This is a genomic window from Methylobacillus methanolivorans (assembly GCF_044751345.1).
GTDB classification, from domain to species: domain Bacteria; phylum Pseudomonadota; class Gammaproteobacteria; order Burkholderiales; family Methylophilaceae; genus Methylobacillus; species Methylobacillus methanolivorans.
The window spans coordinates 357,207-375,465 of record NZ_JBIWXY010000002.1; the positions used below are offsets into that span (position 1 = coordinate 357,207).

Sequence of the window (18,259 nt, forward strand, 5' to 3'; positions counted from 1 at the left end):
TTATTCAAACCAGAGCTTGATCGTATCCAGCAGGCGGCCAAAGATACCAGCGACTTCTACGTTCTTGGCAGCCACCAGCTTGTGCTCGGCAATCACCTTGTCATCCAGGATGAACTGGATGGTGCCGACTTGCTGGCCTGCGCTCACCGGTGCCACCAGGGGTTGCTGGCTGACAACCTTGGCTTTGACGCGGGCATACTCGCCCTTTGGCAGGGTGATGGAGACATTCTTGGCAACGGTGGCGACCAGGTTGTTTTCAGCGCCCTTCCATACCTTGAGTGTGCTGACTTCAGCACCACGCTTGTACACCAGCTTGGATTCGTAGAACTGGAAGCCGTAGTTAAGCAGCTTCTGGCTTTCGGTAGCACGTGCGGAGTCGGAGGGAGCGCCGAGTACAACTGAGATCATGCGGGTATCACCACGCTTGGCCGAGGTGACCAGGCAGTAGCCGGCACTCTTGGTATGGCCAGTCTTCATGCCATCCACATAAGGGTCTAGCCACAGCAGGCGGTTACGGTTGGGCTGGCTGATCTTGTTGTAGGTATATTCCTTGACCGAATAGAGACGCTGGTACTGATCAGGGAAATCACGGATCAGTGCTGCTGCCAGCAGGGCGAGATCGTGCGCTGTTGTGTAATGCTGAGGGTCAGGCAGGCCAGTGGCGTTCATGTAATGGCTGTCGCGCATGCCTAAGCGGGCGGCTTCCTTGTTCATGAGTTCGGCAAAGCCTTCCTCTGAGCCAGCAATGCCTTCTGCCAGGGTGATGGATGCATCGTTGCCAGACTGGATGATCATGCCGTGCAGCAACTCATCGACCGTGACCGGCTTGTTGGGTTCGATGAACATCTTGGAGCCTTCCACCTTCCATGCCTTGACGCTCACCGGCAAAGTCTGCGTCAGGGTCAAGTGCCCATTCTTCAGTGCCTTGAATGCCAGGTAGGCAGTCATGATCTTGGTGAGCGATGCTGGCTCGACGCGTGAAGCACCATCCTGCTGTGCAATCACACGCTCGCTATTGAAGTCATACAGCTGGTAAGACTTGACGGCTAGCGCTGGAGGTTGGGGAATATCTGCGGCCTGTGCCCAAAAGGCATGGCTTGCAAATGCAGTCACTGCAGCGATCACGATCACTGGCTTGTGGAGGGAAAGATAGGACATAGAATTTCTTTAACTCATTAATCTAGGGTTCAAGTCGGGGGGTAGCGCAACTTATTGATATACCACAATAGCGTTGGTATTAAGCGTTTGCTTGATTTTTGCCGCAGCAGCTTCGGCCTGCTGACGGCTGCTATATGGCCCAAGACGCACGCGATAAGTTCCAGCATTATACCAATTCTCTACCTGGACATTCTCGGCAAGCTTGTTTTGCTGCAAGGACTCGACCAGCTTATCCCCGTTAGCCTTGACCGAAAAGGCACCTACCTGCACATAAGCACCTGTGATGATCTGGTTGGTCACAGGCTCGTTCATGGCATTCGTCAGGCTACCATTGCTGTTTGATTCTGCTGGGGCTGGGACGGCAGGAGCTGGTGCCGCACTGACGCTGCTGCCTCTAATGGGCTTGCCATTTTCATCGAGGGCTTCTACATCAACGATGCCACTGCCTTTTTCAATCAGACGTAGCTTATAGGCAGCAGCATAGGAAAGATCAATCAACCTGTCATCATGGAAAGGCCCGCGATCATTAATGCGCACGATCACAGAGCGGCCATTTTCCGGGTTAGTGACGCGAACGTAGCTGGGCAATGGCAGGATGGTATGTGCGCCGGTCATGGCATACATGTCATACACTTCGCCACTGGAGGTTTTCTGTCCGTGATAACGCTTGCCGTACCATGAGGCAACACCACGCTGCTTGTAAGGCGTATGGTCAGTCAGTGGAGTATAGCGGCGACCTAGTGCGCTATAGGGGCGATTGGCACGTGGCAAGGGCGTTTCTGCCCGTGGTACTGCATCGGGGATGCTGTCGATATTGGCGGGTGGATTGTCGCCAGGGCCATCATCCAGATAGTAGCCGCCTTTTTTTGGGGTGGGTTTTTGCGTCGTGGTTGCAGGTTTGCCTGCGTCTGGTTTGACACTGGTACCTCCACCACAGGCCACCAGGGTGAGGGCAATCATGCCAGGAATCAGGTTGCGTATCAGCTTCATTGGGTCATACAGGCCTGGGAACTGCCTGCTTCGCTCCTTTCTTGACTACGAGGTAACAAGCTTTTTGTGCGTATGGATGCTCATGAGTATGCCAAAGCCAACCAACAGGGTGACCAGCGAGGTGCCGCCATAACTGATGAGTGGCAAGGGTACACCAACTACGGGCAATATACCGCTGACCATGCCAATGTTAACAAATACATAGGTGAAGAAGGTCAGCGTGATGCTGCCAGCCAACAGGCGGCTGAAAGTGCCTTGCGCTTGCGCAGCGATCACGAGGCCACGCCCGATGATGATGGTGAATAGTAAAATCAGCAGCACATTGCCTAGTAGGCCGAATTCCTCACCAAACACGGCAAAAATAAAGTCTGTGGTGCGCTCTGGTAGGAAATCCAGCTGTGACTGCGTGCCATTGAGCCAGCCTTTGCCAGCGAGCCCACCAGAGCCTAGCGCAATACTGGCCTGGATGGTGTGGTAACCCGCTCCTAGCGGGTCTTGATAAGGGTCAAACAGGATTTCGATGCGTCGTCGCTGGTAATCATGCAGCATGGTCCAGAGTATGGGGGCCATGATGGCCACGCTGGCAGCAGCGCCTATCAACAGGCGCCAGCTCAGGCCAGCGAGAAACAGCACATAAAAGCCCGAGGCTGCGATCATCAGCGAGGTGCCTAGGTCAGGCTGCTTCATGATCAGGCCAACCGGGATGGCAAGCAGTACGGCACCGATGGCATGATCCTTGAACGTTGCTGCAGATTCTCGCCGGGCAAAGTACCAGGCCAATAACAGAGGCACGGCAATTTTCATGAGTTCCGAAGGCTGGATCTTGGCGACGCCGATATGTAGCCAGCGCCGGGCACCATGGCTGATTTCACCAAACAGCGCCACGCTGATCAAGAGCAATACCCCTAGCGCATAGGCTGGGAGCGCAATGCGTTCGAGGATTTGCGGCGGTATATTTGCTGCAATCCACATCAGGCTGAGGGCGACCGTGATATTGATCAGCTGGTTACTGATTTTGCCCATGCTTTGGCCGGATGCGCTGTAAAGTACGCACAATGCCACTACGATGGTGATAATCAGGCAACTCATGAGAAAGCCATCGATATGCTTCACCAGGCGGTTGAGTAGTTTATTCATCATGGCTGTGACCCTCTGGCGTGACAGGTGCGCCCACACTGGCATCTTCTACGGCTGGTTTTGCTGATGGCGGTTCCTTGCCCAGCAAATAGTAATCCATCACGCGCCTGGCAATCGGCCCCGCTGTGGAGCCGCCATGGCGGCCATTTTCCACGATGACGGCAATGGCAATCTTAGGGTCTTCCGCTGGCGCATAGGTGATAAACAGGGCATGGTCGAGGTGGCGTTCTGCCATCTTGCTTTCATTGTATTTTTCGTTTTGCTTGATGCCGACGACCTGGGCGGTCCCGGTCTTGGATGCCATGAGATATGGACTGTCTGCACCTAGCCGGGCGGCCGTGCCTCCTGGCAATGTCACGTCCATCATGCCTAGCTTAACGATCTCGATATTTCTTGGGTTCAGGTTGACCTGATCCACCACCTCAGACGCAATGGAGTGGACGTGACCGCCCTTGCTTTCCTGAATGGCTGATACCAAGTGTGGCTTCATTGCCTTGCCGTTGTTGGCGAGGATGGCCGTTGCTTGCGCCAGCTGCATGGGGGTGACCAACGTATAGCCTTGGCCAATCCCTACAATGACGGTTTCACCCGGAAACCACTTCTGCTTGAAGCGGCGAGCTTTCCATTCTGGTGTTGGTAGCAGGCCGCCCATCTCTCCCTTGATGTCAATACCAGATGGCTTACCAAAGCCAAAGTGGCTGACGAAGGAGGTGAGTCTCTCTATGCCCAGCTCCATCGCCAAGCCGTAGAAGAAGGTATCGCAGGAAACAGCAATTGCCTTGCGCATATCCACAGTGCCGTGGCCACTGGGTTTCCAGTCGCGATAACGGTGCGTATTGCCGGGCAGCATGAAAAAACCGGGGTCGCTGATGCTGAAAGGGGGTGTGCGCTTACCGTTTTCCAGCCCTGCCATGGCAACAAACGGTTTGAAGGTCGAGCCAGGAGGGTAAACCCCGCGCAACGGACGGTTGATCAGCGGCTTATCCAGTGATTCATTGAGCTCTTTCCAGCTTTCGCTGTCGATACCGTCAACAAATAGATTGGGGTCGTAGCCCGGTTGACTCACATAGGCCAGCACTTCGCCCGTGTTTGGCTGAATCGCAACCAGTGCGCCACGGTAATCGCCAAAAGCTTCTTCTGCGATGCGTTGCAGTTTGCTGTCGATGGATAAAATCAGGTTGTTGCCCGGAATCGGCGGTGTGCTGGATAGCACGCGTACCGCATGTCCGCCAGCGTCGATTTCCACCTGCTGAAAGCCCGTGATGCCGTGCAGTTGTGATTCGTAGAATTGTTCCAGGCCGCTTTTACCAATATGGTCAGAGCCTTTGTAATTCGAGAGGTCGCCTGATTCCTTGAGGTTTTCCAGGTCGCGATCATTGATGCGGCCTATGTAGCCGATGATATGGGAGCCGGATTTTTCTTGTGGGTATTGGCGGAACAGGCGCGAGCGAATCTCTACCCCAGGCAAGCGGAAGCGGTTGACCGCGATTTTGGCAGCCTCATCTTCGTTGAGGTGGGTGCGGATGGGCACACTTTCAAAGCTATGTGTCTGGGCACGAAGTTTCTTGAAGCGCTTGCGGTCATTGGCGCTGACTTCAATTAACTTGGCAAGGTCGTCTATGGTGTCCTCGACATTGTTGGCGACTTTCGCAGGCGTGATTTCCAAGGTGTAGACAAAGGAATTCTGTGCCAGGACGACGCCATTCCGATCCAGGATCAGGCCGCGGTTAGGGACAATCGGCACCAGTGAGATGCGGTTGTTTTCTGCCATGGTCTGGTAATGATCGTACTTGGCATATTGCAAGTAGACGAAGCGGCTGATCAAGATGCCGAAGCAGGTGAGCACCAGCAAGGCGCCAGCGGCCAGCCTAGCGCGGAAATCGTGCTGTTCTTTTTGGTAATTCTTGAGTTCGGAACGACGGGATCTCATGGGCAGGATCAGGCCTGATTGGAGCGGCTATCAATACGCAGGCGCGAGAAAATGACGAATTGCCAGAGCAGGATGCCGCTAATGCTGGGCAGGAAGTATTGCCAGCCTGGTAATTCACCGCCCGCGAATAGCTTCAATACCAAGGTGGTGAGCTGAGTGAATAGCAGTAGCAAAAAGACATACCCTGCCTGTTGCCAGATGTTGAACAACGCCAAGCGACGTTGATACGTTACTGCGAAATAAGACGTAATGGCGTAAGCAAGAGCGAATTGCCCAAACAAGCCGCCAGAAATCAGGTCCATCAGCAAACCAGCGAACCAGGCAGTCCCGATATTGCACAGGTGTGGCGCTCTTAGTGTCCAATACAGCACGATCACCAAGAGAAACTCGGGACGCACCATGAGCAAATCACCCGACCAAGGCAGGATTTGCAGTATCAATGCCAGCAGCAACGACAGATATACAGGTTTGAAGCTAGTGGTTGTCATGACGTTGGGGCGGTATTGTTTTCTTGGGGGTGCGGGTGGCCTTGACCGTATTACTATCGGCAGGTCGGTCAACTTGCGGGATGCTGACGAGCAGGAGTTGCCTGTGATGTTCGATTCCCGCGATTGGTTTGCCGATGATATGGGCAAATGGCGAGTCGGCATCGGTATCCACTTGAATGACCTCTGCAACCGCCAGGCCATGTGGATAAATGCCGTCAATCCCAGAGGTGACGAGTTTGTCGCCGACGCGAATGTCGACATTCGCGGGCAGGGAAGGCAGCTCAACCGTAGTGCTACGCCCCTGTCCAAAAGCAATGGCACGTAGGCCGTTGCGCTCCACTTGTACCGGGATGGAAAGCTCTTTATCGGTGATCAACGTGACTTCGCTGCTGAACGGATAGACACGCGTCACTTGCCCTACTACTCCGTTCTCGTCAATGGCTGCCTGGCCGGGCGTGATGTTCTGGCGTGAGCCAAGGTTGACAATAATCTTGTGGCTGAACGGGTCACGCCCCATGTGCAATATCTCGACTAAGCGTGCTGGCTGGCTCGAAAGTTGGGCCGCGCCCAACAGGCTGCGCAGGCGCTCGTTTTCCGTGGATAGTGCCTTGAAACGCTGCAGCTCTGCCGCGTGCTCCAGTGCTTGTTGGCGCAGAGCATGATTTTCTTCAGTCAGCGTGGTTTGCTTGTGCAGGTATTCCCCAATATCTCGGGTGACGTTGAGCGGGGCATTGGCGATAATCTGTAGTGGGTGCAACAGGGCGATGAAACCTTGGCGTACTTCCACCAGGTAATTCAGTCTGGCATCTGTGGCGATCAATACCAGGGAAAGCACGGAGAAAAAGAACAGGCGTGCTGTAGGGCTGGGGCCGCGAACAAAGAAGCCAGTATGGTGTTGGTGTTCTAAGGCGCGTGACATGAGAGATTGTGGGTGGTTATCGTCTAGTGAGCTAAGGGTACTCTGGAGCCAGCATGACTCCGGATGATAAAAAACAGGCCATCGTTACATGGCCTGAGTTTGATCATGATAACGTAATTTACTCGTAGGCAAACACATTGCCCAGCTTGTCCATTTCTTCCAGTGCACGACCACAGCCGCGGGCGACACAGCTCAATGGATCTTCGGCAACGATGACTGGCAGACCGGTTTCCTCCAGCAGCAAGCGGTCAAGGTCACGCAACAGTGCGCCGCCGCCAGTGAGTACCATGCCTTTTTCCGCGATGTCAGCACCCAGTTCTGGTGGAGTTTGTTCTAGCGCCGATTTCACGGCACCGACAATGGCATTGAGTGGTTCGGTCAGTGCTTCCAGGATTTCGTTGCTGGAAATGGTGAACTTGCGTGGCAGGCCTTCAGCCAGGTTACGACCGGTGACTTCAAGCTCCAGTACTTCGGAGCCAGGGAACGCGGAGCCGATCTGCTTCTTGATCAATTCTGCAGTAGGCTCGGAAATCTGCATGCCGTAGTTACGACGGATGTAATCAATGATGGCCTGGTCGAATTTGTCGCCACCAACGCGCTCGGACTTGGCATACACAATACCGCCCAGTGAAATCACGCCGACTTCTGTCGTGCCGCCGCCAATATCGACCACCATGGAACCTGTCGCTTCTGCAACTGGCATATTGGCGCCGATTGCCGCAGCCATTGGTTCCTCAATCAGGTAGACCTGGCGTGCACCTGCCATTTCGGCAGATTCCTTGATCGCACGGCGTTCCACTTGGGTAGAGCCGACGGGAACACAGATGATAATACGGGGGTTGGGGCTGAACAGGCGAGATTCGTGAATCTTGCGGATGAAATACTTGAGCATCTGCTCGGTGATGGTGAAATCGGCAATCACGCCATCCTTCATCGGGCGGATGGCCGTGATGTTGGCAGGCGCGCGGCCCAGCATACGCTTGGCTTCCAGGCCGACCGCCAGCAGGGTTTTCTTGCCGGTTGGACCGCCTTCCTGGCGAATCGCCACCACGGATGGCTCGTCCAGGACGATACCCTTGCCACGGACGTAAATCAGGGTGTTTGCAGTGCCAAGGTCAATGGCGAGATCGTTAGAAAAGTAACTGTTTAAAAGACCGAACATTATTTGTATCCTGACGAGCTGCCGCAGGCCGTGCAGGCCTTATGTTGCGGCTGAAGATGTGCGTAAAATCAAGGTATAATACCTGATATCTCCTAGAAATTTAAGATTTGGATTGGATAAATGTCACTCAATACACATGACGTCAAACGGATTGCGCACTTGGCGCGAATCGCCGTCAGCGAGGAAGAGGCCGAGGCGACCCTGGTCAAGCTTTCCGGTATTCTTGGTCTGATCGAGGAAATGCAGGCAGTGGATACCACTGGTATTGCCCCGATGTCGCACTCCCAGGATGTGACCCAGCGTCTGCGTGCAGATGTCGTTACCGAAAGCAACCAGCGCGACTTGCTGCAATCCATCGCTCCCGCCGTCGAGCATGGCCTCTACCTCGTTCCTAAAGTCATCGAATAAGCCTTGTCATGATCAATCAAAGTTTGAAGCACCTGGCTGAAAAGTTGGCCAGCAAGGAGATTTCCAGTGTCGAGTTGACGCAGGAATACCTCAATCGCATTGCCCGCCTGAACCCGGATATCAATGCCTATATCACCGTGAATCCCGAGTTGAGCCTGGCTCAAGCCAAGGCCGCTGACCAGCGTATCGCCCAGGGCGACATTGGCCTGTTAACCGGTATCCCCATTGCGCAAAAAGATATTTTTTGTGCCCAGGGTTGGAGGACCACCTGTGGTTCCAAAATGCTGGAAAACTTCATCGCTCCCTACGATGCAGGCATCATCGAGCGCTTCAATGCGGCTGGTGCCGTCAACCTGGGCAAGACCAATATGGATGAGTTCGCGATGGGCTCCTCCAACGAAACTTCCTATTACGGCAAAGTGCAAAACCCTTGGGATCGCAACCGCGTGCCGGGTGGAAGCTCGGGCGGTAGTGCCGCAGCGGTAGCGGCACGCTTATGTGCAGCCGCCACTGGCACTGACACGGGTGGCTCAATTCGCCAGCCTGCTTCGCTATGTGGTTTGTCTGGCCTCAAGCCGACTTATGGCCTGGCTTCGCGCTATGGCATGATCGCCTTTGCCTCCAGCCTGGATCAGGCTGGCCCCATGGCGCATTCTGCCGAAGATATGGCCATCATGATGAATGTGATGACCGGCTTTGACGAGCGCGACTCCACCAGCCTACAGCGCGAGAAAGAAGATTACACCCGTGGCTTGGGCCAGTCCCTGGCTGGCTTGCGTGTTGGTTTGCCCAAGGAATATTTTGCTGAGGGCCTAGATGCTGGCGTGGCGAAAGTCATTGAGGCTGCGGTGGATGAATACCGCAAGCTGGGCGCAGAAATTGTCGAGATCAGCCTGCCGAATACTATGTTGTCCATCCCGGTTTACTACGTGCTGGCTCCTGCAGAGGCTTCGAGTAATCTGTCACGCTATGATGGCGTGCGCTTCGGCCATCGTGCTGCCGAATATGACGATCTGATGGATATGTATTGCAAGAGCCGTGCTGAAGGTTTTGGCGCTGAAGTGAAGCGTCGTATTCTCATCGGCACTTATGTATTGAGCGCTGGCTATTACGATGCTTATTATCTCAAGGCACAACAGATTCGCCGCCTGATCGCTGAGGATTTTGCCAAGGCATTTGAGCAGTGTGACCTCATCCTCGGGCCGACTGCGCCTTCTACCGCATTCAAGTCTGGCGAAAAGGCTGATGACCCGGTGGCGATGTATTTGCAGGATATTTACACCATTGCCGTCAATCTCGCTGGTTTGCCAGGCATGAGCATTCCAGCCGGTTTTGCACCAGCGGCAGATGGCAAGCAGCTACCCGTTGGTCTGCAAATCATCGGTAATTATTTCGACGAAGCGCGCATGCTCAATGCCGGGCATGCCTATCAACAGGTCACAGATTGGCACACTCGCATGCCAGAAGGAATTGCATAATGAGTAGTTGGGAAGTCGTTATCGGGCTGGAAACTCATACCCAGCTCAACACTCAGTCCAAGATTTTCTCCGGCAGCAGCATTGCCTTTGGTGCAGAGCCCAATACCCAAGCCAATGTGGTGGATATTGCCTTGCCAGGCGTGTTGCCAGTGTTGAACAAGGAAGCTGTGCAATGCGCAATACGCTTTGGTTTGGCGATTGATGCAGAGATTGCGCCACGTTCAGTCTTTGCCCGCAAGAATTACTTTTACCCCGATTTGCCCAAGGGCTACCAGATTAGCCAGTATGAACTGCCAGTGGTGGGCAAGGGCTCGCTGACTATTCAGGTGGGTGAAGAAGAGAAAACCATCCGTATCACGCGTGCACACTTGGAAGAGGACGCAGGCAAGTCGGTGCATGGTGCCAGCCCAGGCCAATCTGGTATCGATCTCAACCGTGCTGGTACGCCCCTGCTGGAAATCGTGACCGAGCCCGACATGCGTTCAGCTGCCGAAGCGGTGGCTTATGCCCGCAAGCTGCACGAGCTGGTGCAATGGATCAATATCTGTGACGGCAATATGCAGGAAGGCAGCTTCCGTTGTGACGTCAACGTATCGGTACGTCGCAAGGGTGATGAAAAGCTGGGTACACGCCGCGAGATCAAGAACCTCAACTCCTTCCGCTTTATGCAGCAAGCGATTGAGTATGAAACCCGCTGGCAGATCGAGACGCTGGAAGATGGTGGCAAGATTGAACAGGCGACAGTGCTGTTCAACCCCGATACCGGTGAAACTCGCGCTATGCGCAGCAAGGAGGAAGCCAACGATTACCGCTACTTCCCTGATCCCGACCTGTTGCCTCTGGCGATTTCTGCCGCAGATATCGACGCTATCCGCGTTACCCTGCCTGAGCTGCCCGCGGCCATGAAGGCGCGTTTCGAGCGTGATTATGGCTTGTCAGCGTATGATGCGACAGCCTTGACTGCCTCCCGTGGCGTGGCAGATTACTTCACTGCGACGCTGGCTGATTTTGGCGGTGAAGCCAAGCTGGTGGCCAATTGGGTGATGGGCAGCGTTAGCGCCAAGCTGAATGAAGCTGACCAGTCGATTGCTTCATCGCCTGTTTCGCCAGCGTTACTGGCTGGCTTGCTCAAGCGTATTGCGGATAACACTATTTCCAGCAAGATCGCCAAGGAAGTGTTTGACGCCATGTGGCTGGGTGAAGGCACTGCTGACGACATCATCGCCAGCAAGGGCCTGAAACAGGTGACTGACAGCGGTGCGATCGAGGCCATTGTCGATGAAGTGCTGGCGGCTAACCCTGCGATGGTAGAGGAGTTCAAGGCAGGCAAGGAAAAAGCCTTCAACGCACTGGTGGGCCAAACCATGAAAGCCTCCAAGGGCAAGGCCAATCCGGCCCAGGTGAATGACATCCTCAAGCGCAAGCTGGCTGGCTAAACCTGGCGAAAACTAGCGTGCCGGGCTGGTGTTCTCACTGGCTGGCACGCCGGTTTTCAATTCAATAAAACGCTTCTTGTCGTTTTCAAAACGTAAGCGCATGGTGTCCATATGTTGCTTACGCTCGCTGATTTGTTCGTCGATCTTGCCGATGTCCTGCGTGGCAAACTTGAGGTCTTTTCTCAGTTCTTCTGGTACAGCTTTGCTGCGCTTGAGGTAACCTGCCTCTTCTTTCTTTAAGTCCTGTACGCGACTCAATGCGCTGAGCTTGCGCTGTTCCAGGCCTTCCAGCATCACTTGGTCCATTTGCAGATTGCGATCGCGGGCGAGGTCGATTTCCTGTTCTGAGCTGTAGACTGCCAGTAAAGTGCGGTCACGCTTGGCTTGTTCGCTTTCCTTGCCTGACTCACTATTACCGGGACTGGGGTTGGATGTCTCGGTTTGTGGTAATCCGTGGGCGTTGATGCTGTTTGTCTTGCCTGAATATTGGAGCGGCAAGGTATCGCCGTAATGGGTGACTCCTTGTTCGTCTACCCACTTCATGATTTTGCCGCTCGGTGGCTTGGATTCTGCCGCGGCCCATGTATTGGCGGCTAATCCCAATAGCACGCAGCTAATGATGCTGGCAGGCAGTCGCAATCTGCGGATCATGCCTTCTCTCCCTTGGATTTATGATTTTTTCTAACTATCGCATGATATTGCAATAGATTATACCCGTTATAAAGGCATGGGTATTGTCAGTGCATCATCACGGTGCGGAGTTGTTGCCACTGTGCGAGCTTGTCTTCTCTCTTGATCGCAGCATTGGCAGGGCTGGTGGACGGCAGATTGTAGTATTGCAGGTGTGGGGGCAAGGCCTGTTGTTTCAGCACATGGCGGCGGAATGACTGTGCAGCTTTTGCACCATTGAAGAAGATATGCTCTAGCTGTGGCAGTTGTGAAATCAAGCTGGCAAAGTCGTTGGCGACGATGGAGGTTTCCTCAATGTCACCATCCAGGCTGCCGCTGCGGAAGCATTCTTGTAACACATCCCAGAGGCCTACACCTTGCTGGTTCAATAGTGCCAGCCTGTCTTGATAGGGTCTGGTTGCTGGAATGTTGAATAAGGTTTCAAGGAAAGGCCAGAACAGGTTTTGCGGATGTGCGTAATATTGCTGCATCTCCAGCGAGCGCCGTCCTGGCATAGAGCCTAATATCAAGACCCGGCAATGAGTGGTAATCGCCGGGGGAAAGCTATGGACCAGCATGGGCAGCTAGGCTGTTGGCTGCGTTATTCGACGCCGTAGGTGTTGCGATAAGCAGCAATCGCGGGACGGAAGGCAGCTAATTCGCTGTTTTCATCAAGGTATTGGATCAGCGCTTGCAGGTTGGCAATGCTGATGACGGGCAAATTGTGCTGTTGCTCGACCTCCTGCACAGCAGAAAGTGCACCAAGGCCGCGCTCCTGGCGATCAAGTGCGATAGCGACCCCGCAAGGGGTGGCACCGCTAGCGGAGATGATGTTGACAGATTCGCGCACTGAGGTGCCTGCGGAAATCACGTCATCCACGATCAAGACTCGACCTTGCAAAGGTGCGCCTACGATGGTGCCTCCCTCGCCGTGATCCTTGGCTTCCTTGCGGTTGAAGGCATAAGGCACGTTGCGGCCTTGCCGTGCCAGTGCAATGACGATGCTGGCAGCCAGCGTGATACCTTTATAGGCTGGGCCGAACAGCATATCGAACTGTACGCCGGAGCGTACGATGGCAGCCGCGTAGAATTCGCCCAGGCGCATCAGGCTTTCGCCATCGTTAAATAAACCGGCGTTGAAGAAGTAAGGGCTGAGGCGACCAGCCTTGGTGGTGAACTCGCCGAAACGTAAAACCTGCTTTTGGATGGCGAATTGGATAAAATCGTGGGTTGAATCTGACATGGCGAATGAAGAAAGGTTGTAGTGTTGCGTATTATATCCCTGAATCTCAATGGCATCCGCTCTGCGGCCAGCAAAGGCTTGTATCCTTGGATGCAGGCGCAGCAGGCGGATATTATCTGCTTGCAGGAGCTGAAGGCGCAGGAGGCCGATATGACGGCGGAAATGCTACAGCCCGAAGGCTATTTTGGCTATTTTCATTATGCGGAAAAAAAAGGTTACAGCGGTGTGGGTATCTACTCGCGGGCCAAGGCCGATGCTGTCATCGTGGGGCTTGGTATTGCGGATATTGATAGTGAAGGCCGCTACCTGGAAGCGCGTTATGGCAATCTCAGTGTGGTATCGCTTTACCTGCCCTCTGGATCCAGCGGTGAAGAGCGCCAGGCATTCAAGTTCAGTGTGATGGCGCGTTTTTTGCCACATCTGGAATCGTTAATCCGCGATGGGCGTGATGTGGTGATTTGTGGCGACTGGAATATTGCGCACCAGGAGGCTGATCTCAAGAACTGGCGCGGCAACCGCAAGAATTCCGGCTTTCTGCCGGAAGAGCGGGCCTGGCTGACTGACCTGTTTGGTCGTGTGGGCTGGGTTGATGTATATCGAACATTGCATCCAGAAACGACGGATGAATGCTATACCTGGTGGAGCAATCGTGGCCAGGCCTGGGCCAAGAATGTGGGTTGGCGTATTGATTACCAAATTGCCACCCCGGCCTTGGCGGCCAAGGCTGTCAGCGCCAGCATATACAAGGATGCAAGATTCAGCGACCATGCACCGCTCACTGTTGATTACCAGGCATGATGCCGCTCTTATGTTGAAAAGTCAGGATACGCAATGATAAAACCAGGCTGGGGGGCGACCCTTAAAGCCGTGATGAGCGGGCGCATGCTGGTGGCGCTGATGATGGGCTTTGCCTCGGGCTTGCCCTTGCTGCTTACTGGCTCAACCATGCAGGCCTGGCTCAAGGAGTCCGGTGTTGATCTAGCCATGATAGGCGCGGCGGCGATGATAGGTTTACCGTATACCTTGAAGTTTCTTTGGGCGCCGATCTTTGATCGCTATACCTTGCCCTTGCTGGGCCGCCGTCGCGGCTGGCTGGCTTTGAGCCAGCTGGCACTCGTGCTGGCGCTATTGGGCTTGAGTGTCAGTAATCCTGCCAGCAGCTTGTGGGGTGTGGCATTTGCCGCTTTGTTGGTGACTTTCTTCTCTGCATCCCAGGATATCGTCATTGACGCCTATCGCCGCGAAAGTTTATCCGACCAGGAGCTGGGTTTTGGCTCCGCGATGTTTGTGAATGGCTACCGTGTCGGGATGTTGCTTGCTGGTGGAGGTGGCCTGATCCTGGCCGATCTGCTCACCTTCCCCAAGATGTATCAGTTAATGGCCTTGTTCATGGCTGTGTGTATCCTGGTGACGTTGTTCTCCCCCGAGCCGCACGAGGCCGCAGGCAGCCCGCGCACCTTGCGCGAAGCCGTGATAGAGCCGTTCCTCGAGTTTTTCAAGCGCCCCGAGGCCATCACTGTCTTGGCCTTCATCCTGCTCTACAAACTTGGCGATACCTTGGCCTCTGCAATCAATGTGCCGTTCTATCTCGATCTGGGGTTCAGCAAGAGCGAGATCGGCGCGATTGCCAAGCTATTCGGCTTCTGGGCAACCTTGATCGGCGGCACGCTGGGCGGTATCTGGATATTGCGCATCGGCTTGTACCGCTCATTGTGGCTGTTTGGTTTTTTGCAAATGGCGTCTACCTTTGGCTTTGTCCTGTTGGCCCAAGTCGGCCATAACATCCCCATGCTCACTGGCGTGATTGCCGTTGAGAACTTCACCGGAGGGCTGGGTACAGCGGCTTTCGTTGGCTTCATGGGGGCGATGACGGATAGGCGTTTTACCGCAACCCAGTATGCTTTGCTATCCAGCCTGATGGGCGTGCCGCGCGTTATTCTTTCCACGCCGACAGGGTGGATGGCGGGTGAAATGGGCTGGACCATGTTCTTCCTGTTGTGCACTGTGCTGGCTATTCCGGGCTTGCTGATGATTCGTCGCTTTAGGCACTGGACACCTCATGCCTGAGCTTAGCCTGTTTGCTGCCTTGCTGGTGGGTCTGCTGGGTGGCGGACATTGCGTAGGTATGTGTGGCGGTATCGTTGGGGCGGTGAGTATGAGCATGCCTGGTAGCCGCCCGCAGTTACGTTTGCTGCTCGCCTATAACCTGGGGCGTATTGCTAGCTACAGCCTGGCGGGCGTGATTGCCGGTGCTGTTGGTGCAAGCAGCTTCTTCCTTCAGCATCTCCTGCCTGTCGGCAAGGTGCTGTATGTGCTCGCAAATATCATGTTGATCATGCTTGGGCTTTATCTTGCCAATCTCTGGCATGGCGTCATCGCATTGGAGCGCATTGGTGTGGTGTTATGGCGGCAGCTACAGCCGTTCAGCAAGCGCTGGCTACCAGTGCGCACAGTGGCGCAGGCAGGCATGTTGGGCGCGATATGGGGCTGGTTACCATGTGGGCTGGTCTATAGCGTGCTAATTGCTGCCCTGGCGACTGGTAGCCCGGTGCAGGGCGGGTTGCTGATGTTGGTGTTCGGGCTGGGGACATTGCCCACCTTGCTTGCCATGGGGATGGCTGCGGTGCGGCTCAAGGCATGGTTGCAGCAATTGTGGATCAGGCGGGTTAGTGGCCTGACCGTCCTATTGTTTGGAGTGGTTGGGCTTTGGCGTCTGTGGGGGTGAGCGTGTAAGCACTGGGAGGTGCTTAGTAACTCACCGGCCAAGCCGCTTGCTCGAAACGATAAATCGCCAGGCTGCCTAGGAGATTGGGCATGAAATTCACGGTATCGCCTTCGTTGATGACGATGCGGTCAGTAATGCGGATATTCATCTTGGCGCACAGTGCCTCGAAGTCATCAATGGTGCACAGGTGCAGGTTGGGCGTGTTGTACCACTGGTGCGGGATATTGTCCGACACCGGCATGTGCCCGGCCATAAGCTGGATGCGATGACGCCAGTAGCCGAAGTTGGGGAAGGTAATGATGCCCTGCTTGCCCACGCGCAGCATCTCGCGCAATACGCCCTCGGTATTGACCATGGCTTGCAGTGTCTGAGACAGGATGACGTAATCGAACGAGAGTGAGTCAAAGCCTGCCAATCCGGCTTCCAGGTCCATCTGGATCACATTCACGCCGTGACTGATGCAGGCCAGCACATTGTTGTCATCGTTGTCTACGCCATAGCCTTTAACTTCCAGCTTTTCACGTAAAAATGACAGCAGTGAGCCATTACCGCAGCCTAGGTCCAGCACCTTGGATTTGGGTTGTATCCACTTTGCTATTAACGCAAAATCGTGTCGATTTTCTGCTTCTTTTACAATTTCTATGCTCATGCGCTTGCTCCTGTATCAATTTTCGCAAGATAGGCGCGCAGTATCTGGTGGTAATGTGGATCAGGCATCAGGAAGGCATCGTGACCATGCGCGGCAGTGACTTCCGCATAGCTGACGCTGAGTTCATTATCCAGCAACGCCTTGACGATCTCGCGTGAGCGGGCAGGTGAGAAGCGCCAGTCGCTGGTAAATGAGACGACGAGAAAGTCTGCCTTGGCCTTGGATAGGGCAACGCTCAGGTCGCCGCCATGTGTAAATGCCGGGTCGAAGTAATCCAGAGCCTTGGTCATGCGCAAATAGCTATTGGCATCAAAGGCGGTAGCGAATTTGTCGCCCTGATAGCGCAAGTAGGACTCCATCTCGAACTCCACTTCGAAGCTGTATTTCAGGCTGCCATCACGCAATTTGCGGCCAAATTTTGCGCCCATGGCATCATCGGATAGATACGTGATATGGCCGAGCATGCGGGCAATGCGCAGCCCGCGGTTGGGGATGACGCCGTGTTCGTAATAGTCGCCGTTATGGAATTCCGGGTCGGTCATGATGGCCTGGCGAGCAACCTCATTGAACGCCAGGTTTTGTGCCGTGAGATTGGGTGCCGAGGCAATCACCAGCGCATGGCGCACACGATCAGGGAAATCCAGCGTCCATTGCATCGCCTGCATGCCACCTAAGCTACCACCGACCACGGCAGCTAATTGGCTGATGCCAAGATAATCAACCAGCAGTCTTTGCGATTTCACCCAGTCTTCCACCGTGAGCATGGGGAACTGCGAGCCCCAAGGCTTGCCAGTTGCAGGGTTGATGCTGGCTGGGCCGGTACTGCCGTGGCAGCCGCCCAGGTTGTTGAGGGCGATGACGAAGAATTTGTTGGTATCTAGCGGCTTGCCTGGGCCGATGAGGTTGTCCCACCAGCCAGAGTGCTTGTCGTCTTCTTTGTGTTTGCCGGCGGCATGATGGTTGCCCGACAGCGCGTGGCAAATCAGCACAGCATTGGATTTGCTGCTGTTCAGCGTGCCATACGTCTCGTAGATGATGTCGAAGGCGGGCAGCGCTTCGCCACTTTTCAAGACAAGTGGTTGCTGGAAATGTGCGGTTTGCGGCGCGACGATGCCGACGGAGAAAGAATCTTGCATGGATGGGATTATACTATGGCTTATGTCAGACCATCATACCCCGCAAGCAGGTTCTGTGCTTGCTGCTTACCAAGGAATATCGCCGCAAATCGGGCGGGAAGTTTACCTCCATTCTTCTGCCGTGATCATTGGTGATGTTGTGCTCGGTGATCATGCCTCGGTATGGCCTGGTACCGTGATTCGTGGCGACGTCAATCATATACGCATCGGCCAGGGCAGCAATATCCAGGATGGCTCCATTCTTCATGTGAGCCATAAGTCCAGCTGGGAGCCAGAGGGCTCCCCCTTGATCGTGGGGGCTAACGTGACGGTAGGCCATAAGGTGATTCTGCATGGTTGCACGCTCGAAGACGAATGTCTGATTGGCATGGGCAGCATCGTCATGGATAAGGTGGTGGTGCAAAAGCACGTATTGCTCGGGGCGGGCAGCCTGGTGCCAGAAGGTAAAGTGCTGGAAAGCGGCTTTCTTTACCTTGGTAGCCCTGCAAAGAAAATCAGGGCGCTGACGGAAAAGGAAATCACCCATTTCATGTATTCCGCTCAACACTACATGCGTCTCAAGCAGCAATATCTTGTAGCGGCTGACAGTCAACGCTAGACAATAGCGGTAGCATCGCCTACAGTCTCTTCATGATGACAAACTTCAACCTAATCGTGAGTCTGCGACTGTGGTGGCTAATAGCTACTACCCGTTGTATCGGATCATTGCGGTAAGTTGTTGATCATCAGAT

General features: G+C 54.5%; 19 protein-coding genes. 7 read left to right on the forward strand and 12 right to left on the reverse strand.

The window, feature by feature from the left end:
• From ACIKP9_RS11220 to ACIKP9_RS11250, 7 genes are all read right to left on the reverse strand, one after another.
• Complete coding sequence (locus tag ACIKP9_RS11220) at positions 1-1,158, reverse strand: D-alanyl-D-alanine carboxypeptidase family protein (protein WP_400882777.1); 1,158 nt, start codon at positions 1,156-1,158, stop codon at positions 1-3.
• Positions 1,159-1,209: 51 nt separating this feature from the next.
• Entirely contained in the window at positions 1,210-2,148 is a 939-nt protein-coding gene (locus tag ACIKP9_RS11225) for a septal ring lytic transglycosylase RlpA family protein (RefSeq protein ID WP_400882780.1), read from the reverse strand.
• Positions 2,149-2,193: 45 nt separating this feature from the next.
• Complete coding sequence (gene rodA / locus ACIKP9_RS11230) at positions 2,194-3,288, reverse strand: rod shape-determining protein RodA (protein ID WP_400882782.1); 1,095 nt, start codon at positions 3,286-3,288, stop codon at positions 2,194-2,196.
• Complete coding sequence (gene mrdA, locus ACIKP9_RS11235; protein ID WP_230348593.1) at positions 3,278-5,215, reverse strand: penicillin-binding protein 2; 1,938 nt, start codon at positions 5,213-5,215, stop codon at positions 3,278-3,280. Before mrdA ends, rodA begins: the two co-directional genes overlap by 11 nt.
• A gap of 8 nt (positions 5,216-5,223) precedes the next feature.
• The gene (gene mreD / locus ACIKP9_RS11240; RefSeq protein ID WP_400882785.1) at positions 5,224-5,703 is read right to left on the reverse strand and encodes a rod shape-determining protein MreD; all 480 of its coding nucleotides are present in this window, start codon (positions 5,701-5,703) and stop codon (positions 5,224-5,226) included.
• A complete protein-coding gene (gene mreC / locus ACIKP9_RS11245; RefSeq protein WP_400882788.1) occupies positions 5,690-6,622 on the reverse strand; it encodes a rod shape-determining protein MreC in 933 nt (310 codons plus the stop codon). The genes mreD and mreC overlap by 14 nt, the downstream gene beginning before the upstream one ends.
• A 118-nt stretch (positions 6,623-6,740) precedes the next feature.
• Positions 6,741-7,784 (reverse strand): rod shape-determining protein, encoded by a 1,044-nt coding sequence (locus ACIKP9_RS11250; RefSeq protein ID WP_230342680.1) that lies wholly within the window; start codon positions 7,782-7,784, stop codon positions 6,741-6,743.
• Between the two features lie 120 nt (positions 7,785-7,904).
• Here ACIKP9_RS11250 and gatC point away from each other — a divergent pair, with 120 nt between their 5' ends.
• From gatC to gatB, 3 genes are read left to right on the forward strand one after another with little or no spacing between them, the layout of a single operon-like run.
• The gene (gene gatC, locus ACIKP9_RS11255; RefSeq protein ID WP_400882792.1) at positions 7,905-8,192 is read left to right on the forward strand and encodes an Asp-tRNA(Asn)/Glu-tRNA(Gln) amidotransferase subunit GatC; all 288 of its coding nucleotides are present in this window, start codon (positions 7,905-7,907) and stop codon (positions 8,190-8,192) included.
• A gap of 8 nt (positions 8,193-8,200) precedes the next feature.
• The gene (gatA, locus tag ACIKP9_RS11260) at positions 8,201-9,670 is read left to right on the forward strand and encodes an Asp-tRNA(Asn)/Glu-tRNA(Gln) amidotransferase subunit GatA (RefSeq protein WP_400882795.1); all 1,470 of its coding nucleotides are present in this window, start codon (positions 8,201-8,203) and stop codon (positions 9,668-9,670) included.
• Positions 9,670-11,106 carry an Asp-tRNA(Asn)/Glu-tRNA(Gln) amidotransferase subunit GatB gene (gene gatB / locus ACIKP9_RS11265; RefSeq protein WP_400882798.1) on the forward strand — a complete coding sequence of 479 codons (1,437 nt, stop codon included), beginning with the start codon at positions 9,670-9,672 and terminating at the stop codon, positions 11,104-11,106. Before gatA ends, gatB begins: the two co-directional genes overlap by 1 nt.
• Positions 11,107-11,118: 12 nt before the next feature.
• Here the strand turns inward: gatB and ACIKP9_RS11270 are convergent, their stop codons facing one another.
• The 3 genes from ACIKP9_RS11270 to pyrE form a co-directional block, all read right to left on the reverse strand.
• Positions 11,119-11,757, reverse strand: a complete 639-nt coding sequence (locus ACIKP9_RS11270; RefSeq protein ID WP_400882800.1) for a DUF4124 domain-containing protein — start codon at positions 11,755-11,757, stop codon at positions 11,119-11,121.
• A gap of 86 nt (positions 11,758-11,843) precedes the next feature.
• Positions 11,844-12,353, reverse strand: coding sequence for a DNA-deoxyinosine glycosylase (locus tag ACIKP9_RS11275; RefSeq protein WP_400882803.1), 510 nt, complete (start codon positions 12,351-12,353; stop codon positions 11,844-11,846).
• Between the two features lie 23 nt (positions 12,354-12,376).
• Positions 12,377-13,018 (reverse strand): orotate phosphoribosyltransferase, encoded by a 642-nt coding sequence (gene pyrE, locus ACIKP9_RS11280; protein ID WP_400882806.1) that lies wholly within the window; start codon positions 13,016-13,018, stop codon positions 12,377-12,379.
• A gap of 24 nt (positions 13,019-13,042) precedes the next feature.
• Between pyrE and ACIKP9_RS11285 the strand changes: the two genes are divergently transcribed.
• Genes ACIKP9_RS11285 through ACIKP9_RS11295 form a run of 3 tightly spaced genes read left to right on the forward strand, consistent with a single transcriptional unit; the run spans position 13,043 to position 15,743 of the window.
• A complete protein-coding gene (locus tag ACIKP9_RS11285) occupies positions 13,043-13,816 on the forward strand; it encodes an exodeoxyribonuclease III (RefSeq protein ID WP_400883381.1) in 774 nt (257 codons plus the stop codon).
• Positions 13,817-13,849: 33 nt separating this feature from the next.
• A complete protein-coding gene (locus ACIKP9_RS11290) occupies positions 13,850-15,085 on the forward strand; it encodes an AmpG family muropeptide MFS transporter (RefSeq protein ID WP_400882809.1) in 1,236 nt (411 codons plus the stop codon).
• The gene (locus tag ACIKP9_RS11295; protein ID WP_400882812.1) at positions 15,078-15,743 is read left to right on the forward strand and encodes a sulfite exporter TauE/SafE family protein; all 666 of its coding nucleotides are present in this window, start codon (positions 15,078-15,080) and stop codon (positions 15,741-15,743) included. The genes ACIKP9_RS11290 and ACIKP9_RS11295 overlap by 8 nt, the downstream gene beginning before the upstream one ends.
• A 22-nt stretch (positions 15,744-15,765) precedes the next feature.
• Here ACIKP9_RS11295 and metW read toward each other — a convergent pair whose 3' ends face one another.
• Together metW and metX are read right to left on the reverse strand one after the other, a co-directional pair.
• Positions 15,766-16,392 (reverse strand): methionine biosynthesis protein MetW, encoded by a 627-nt coding sequence (gene metW, locus ACIKP9_RS11300; protein ID WP_400882814.1) that lies wholly within the window; start codon positions 16,390-16,392, stop codon positions 15,766-15,768.
• The gene (gene metX / locus ACIKP9_RS11305; protein WP_400882817.1) at positions 16,389-17,528 is read right to left on the reverse strand and encodes a homoserine O-succinyltransferase MetX; all 1,140 of its coding nucleotides are present in this window, start codon (positions 17,526-17,528) and stop codon (positions 16,389-16,391) included. The genes metW and metX overlap by 4 nt, the downstream gene beginning before the upstream one ends.
• A gap of 22 nt (positions 17,529-17,550) precedes the next feature.
• Between metX and ACIKP9_RS11310 the strand changes: the two genes are divergently transcribed.
• Positions 17,551-18,126: a gamma carbonic anhydrase family protein gene (locus ACIKP9_RS11310; protein WP_400882820.1), complete on the forward strand. Its 576-nt coding sequence runs from the start codon at positions 17,551-17,553 to the stop codon at positions 18,124-18,126.
• Positions 18,127-18,259 lie beyond the last annotated feature (133 nt).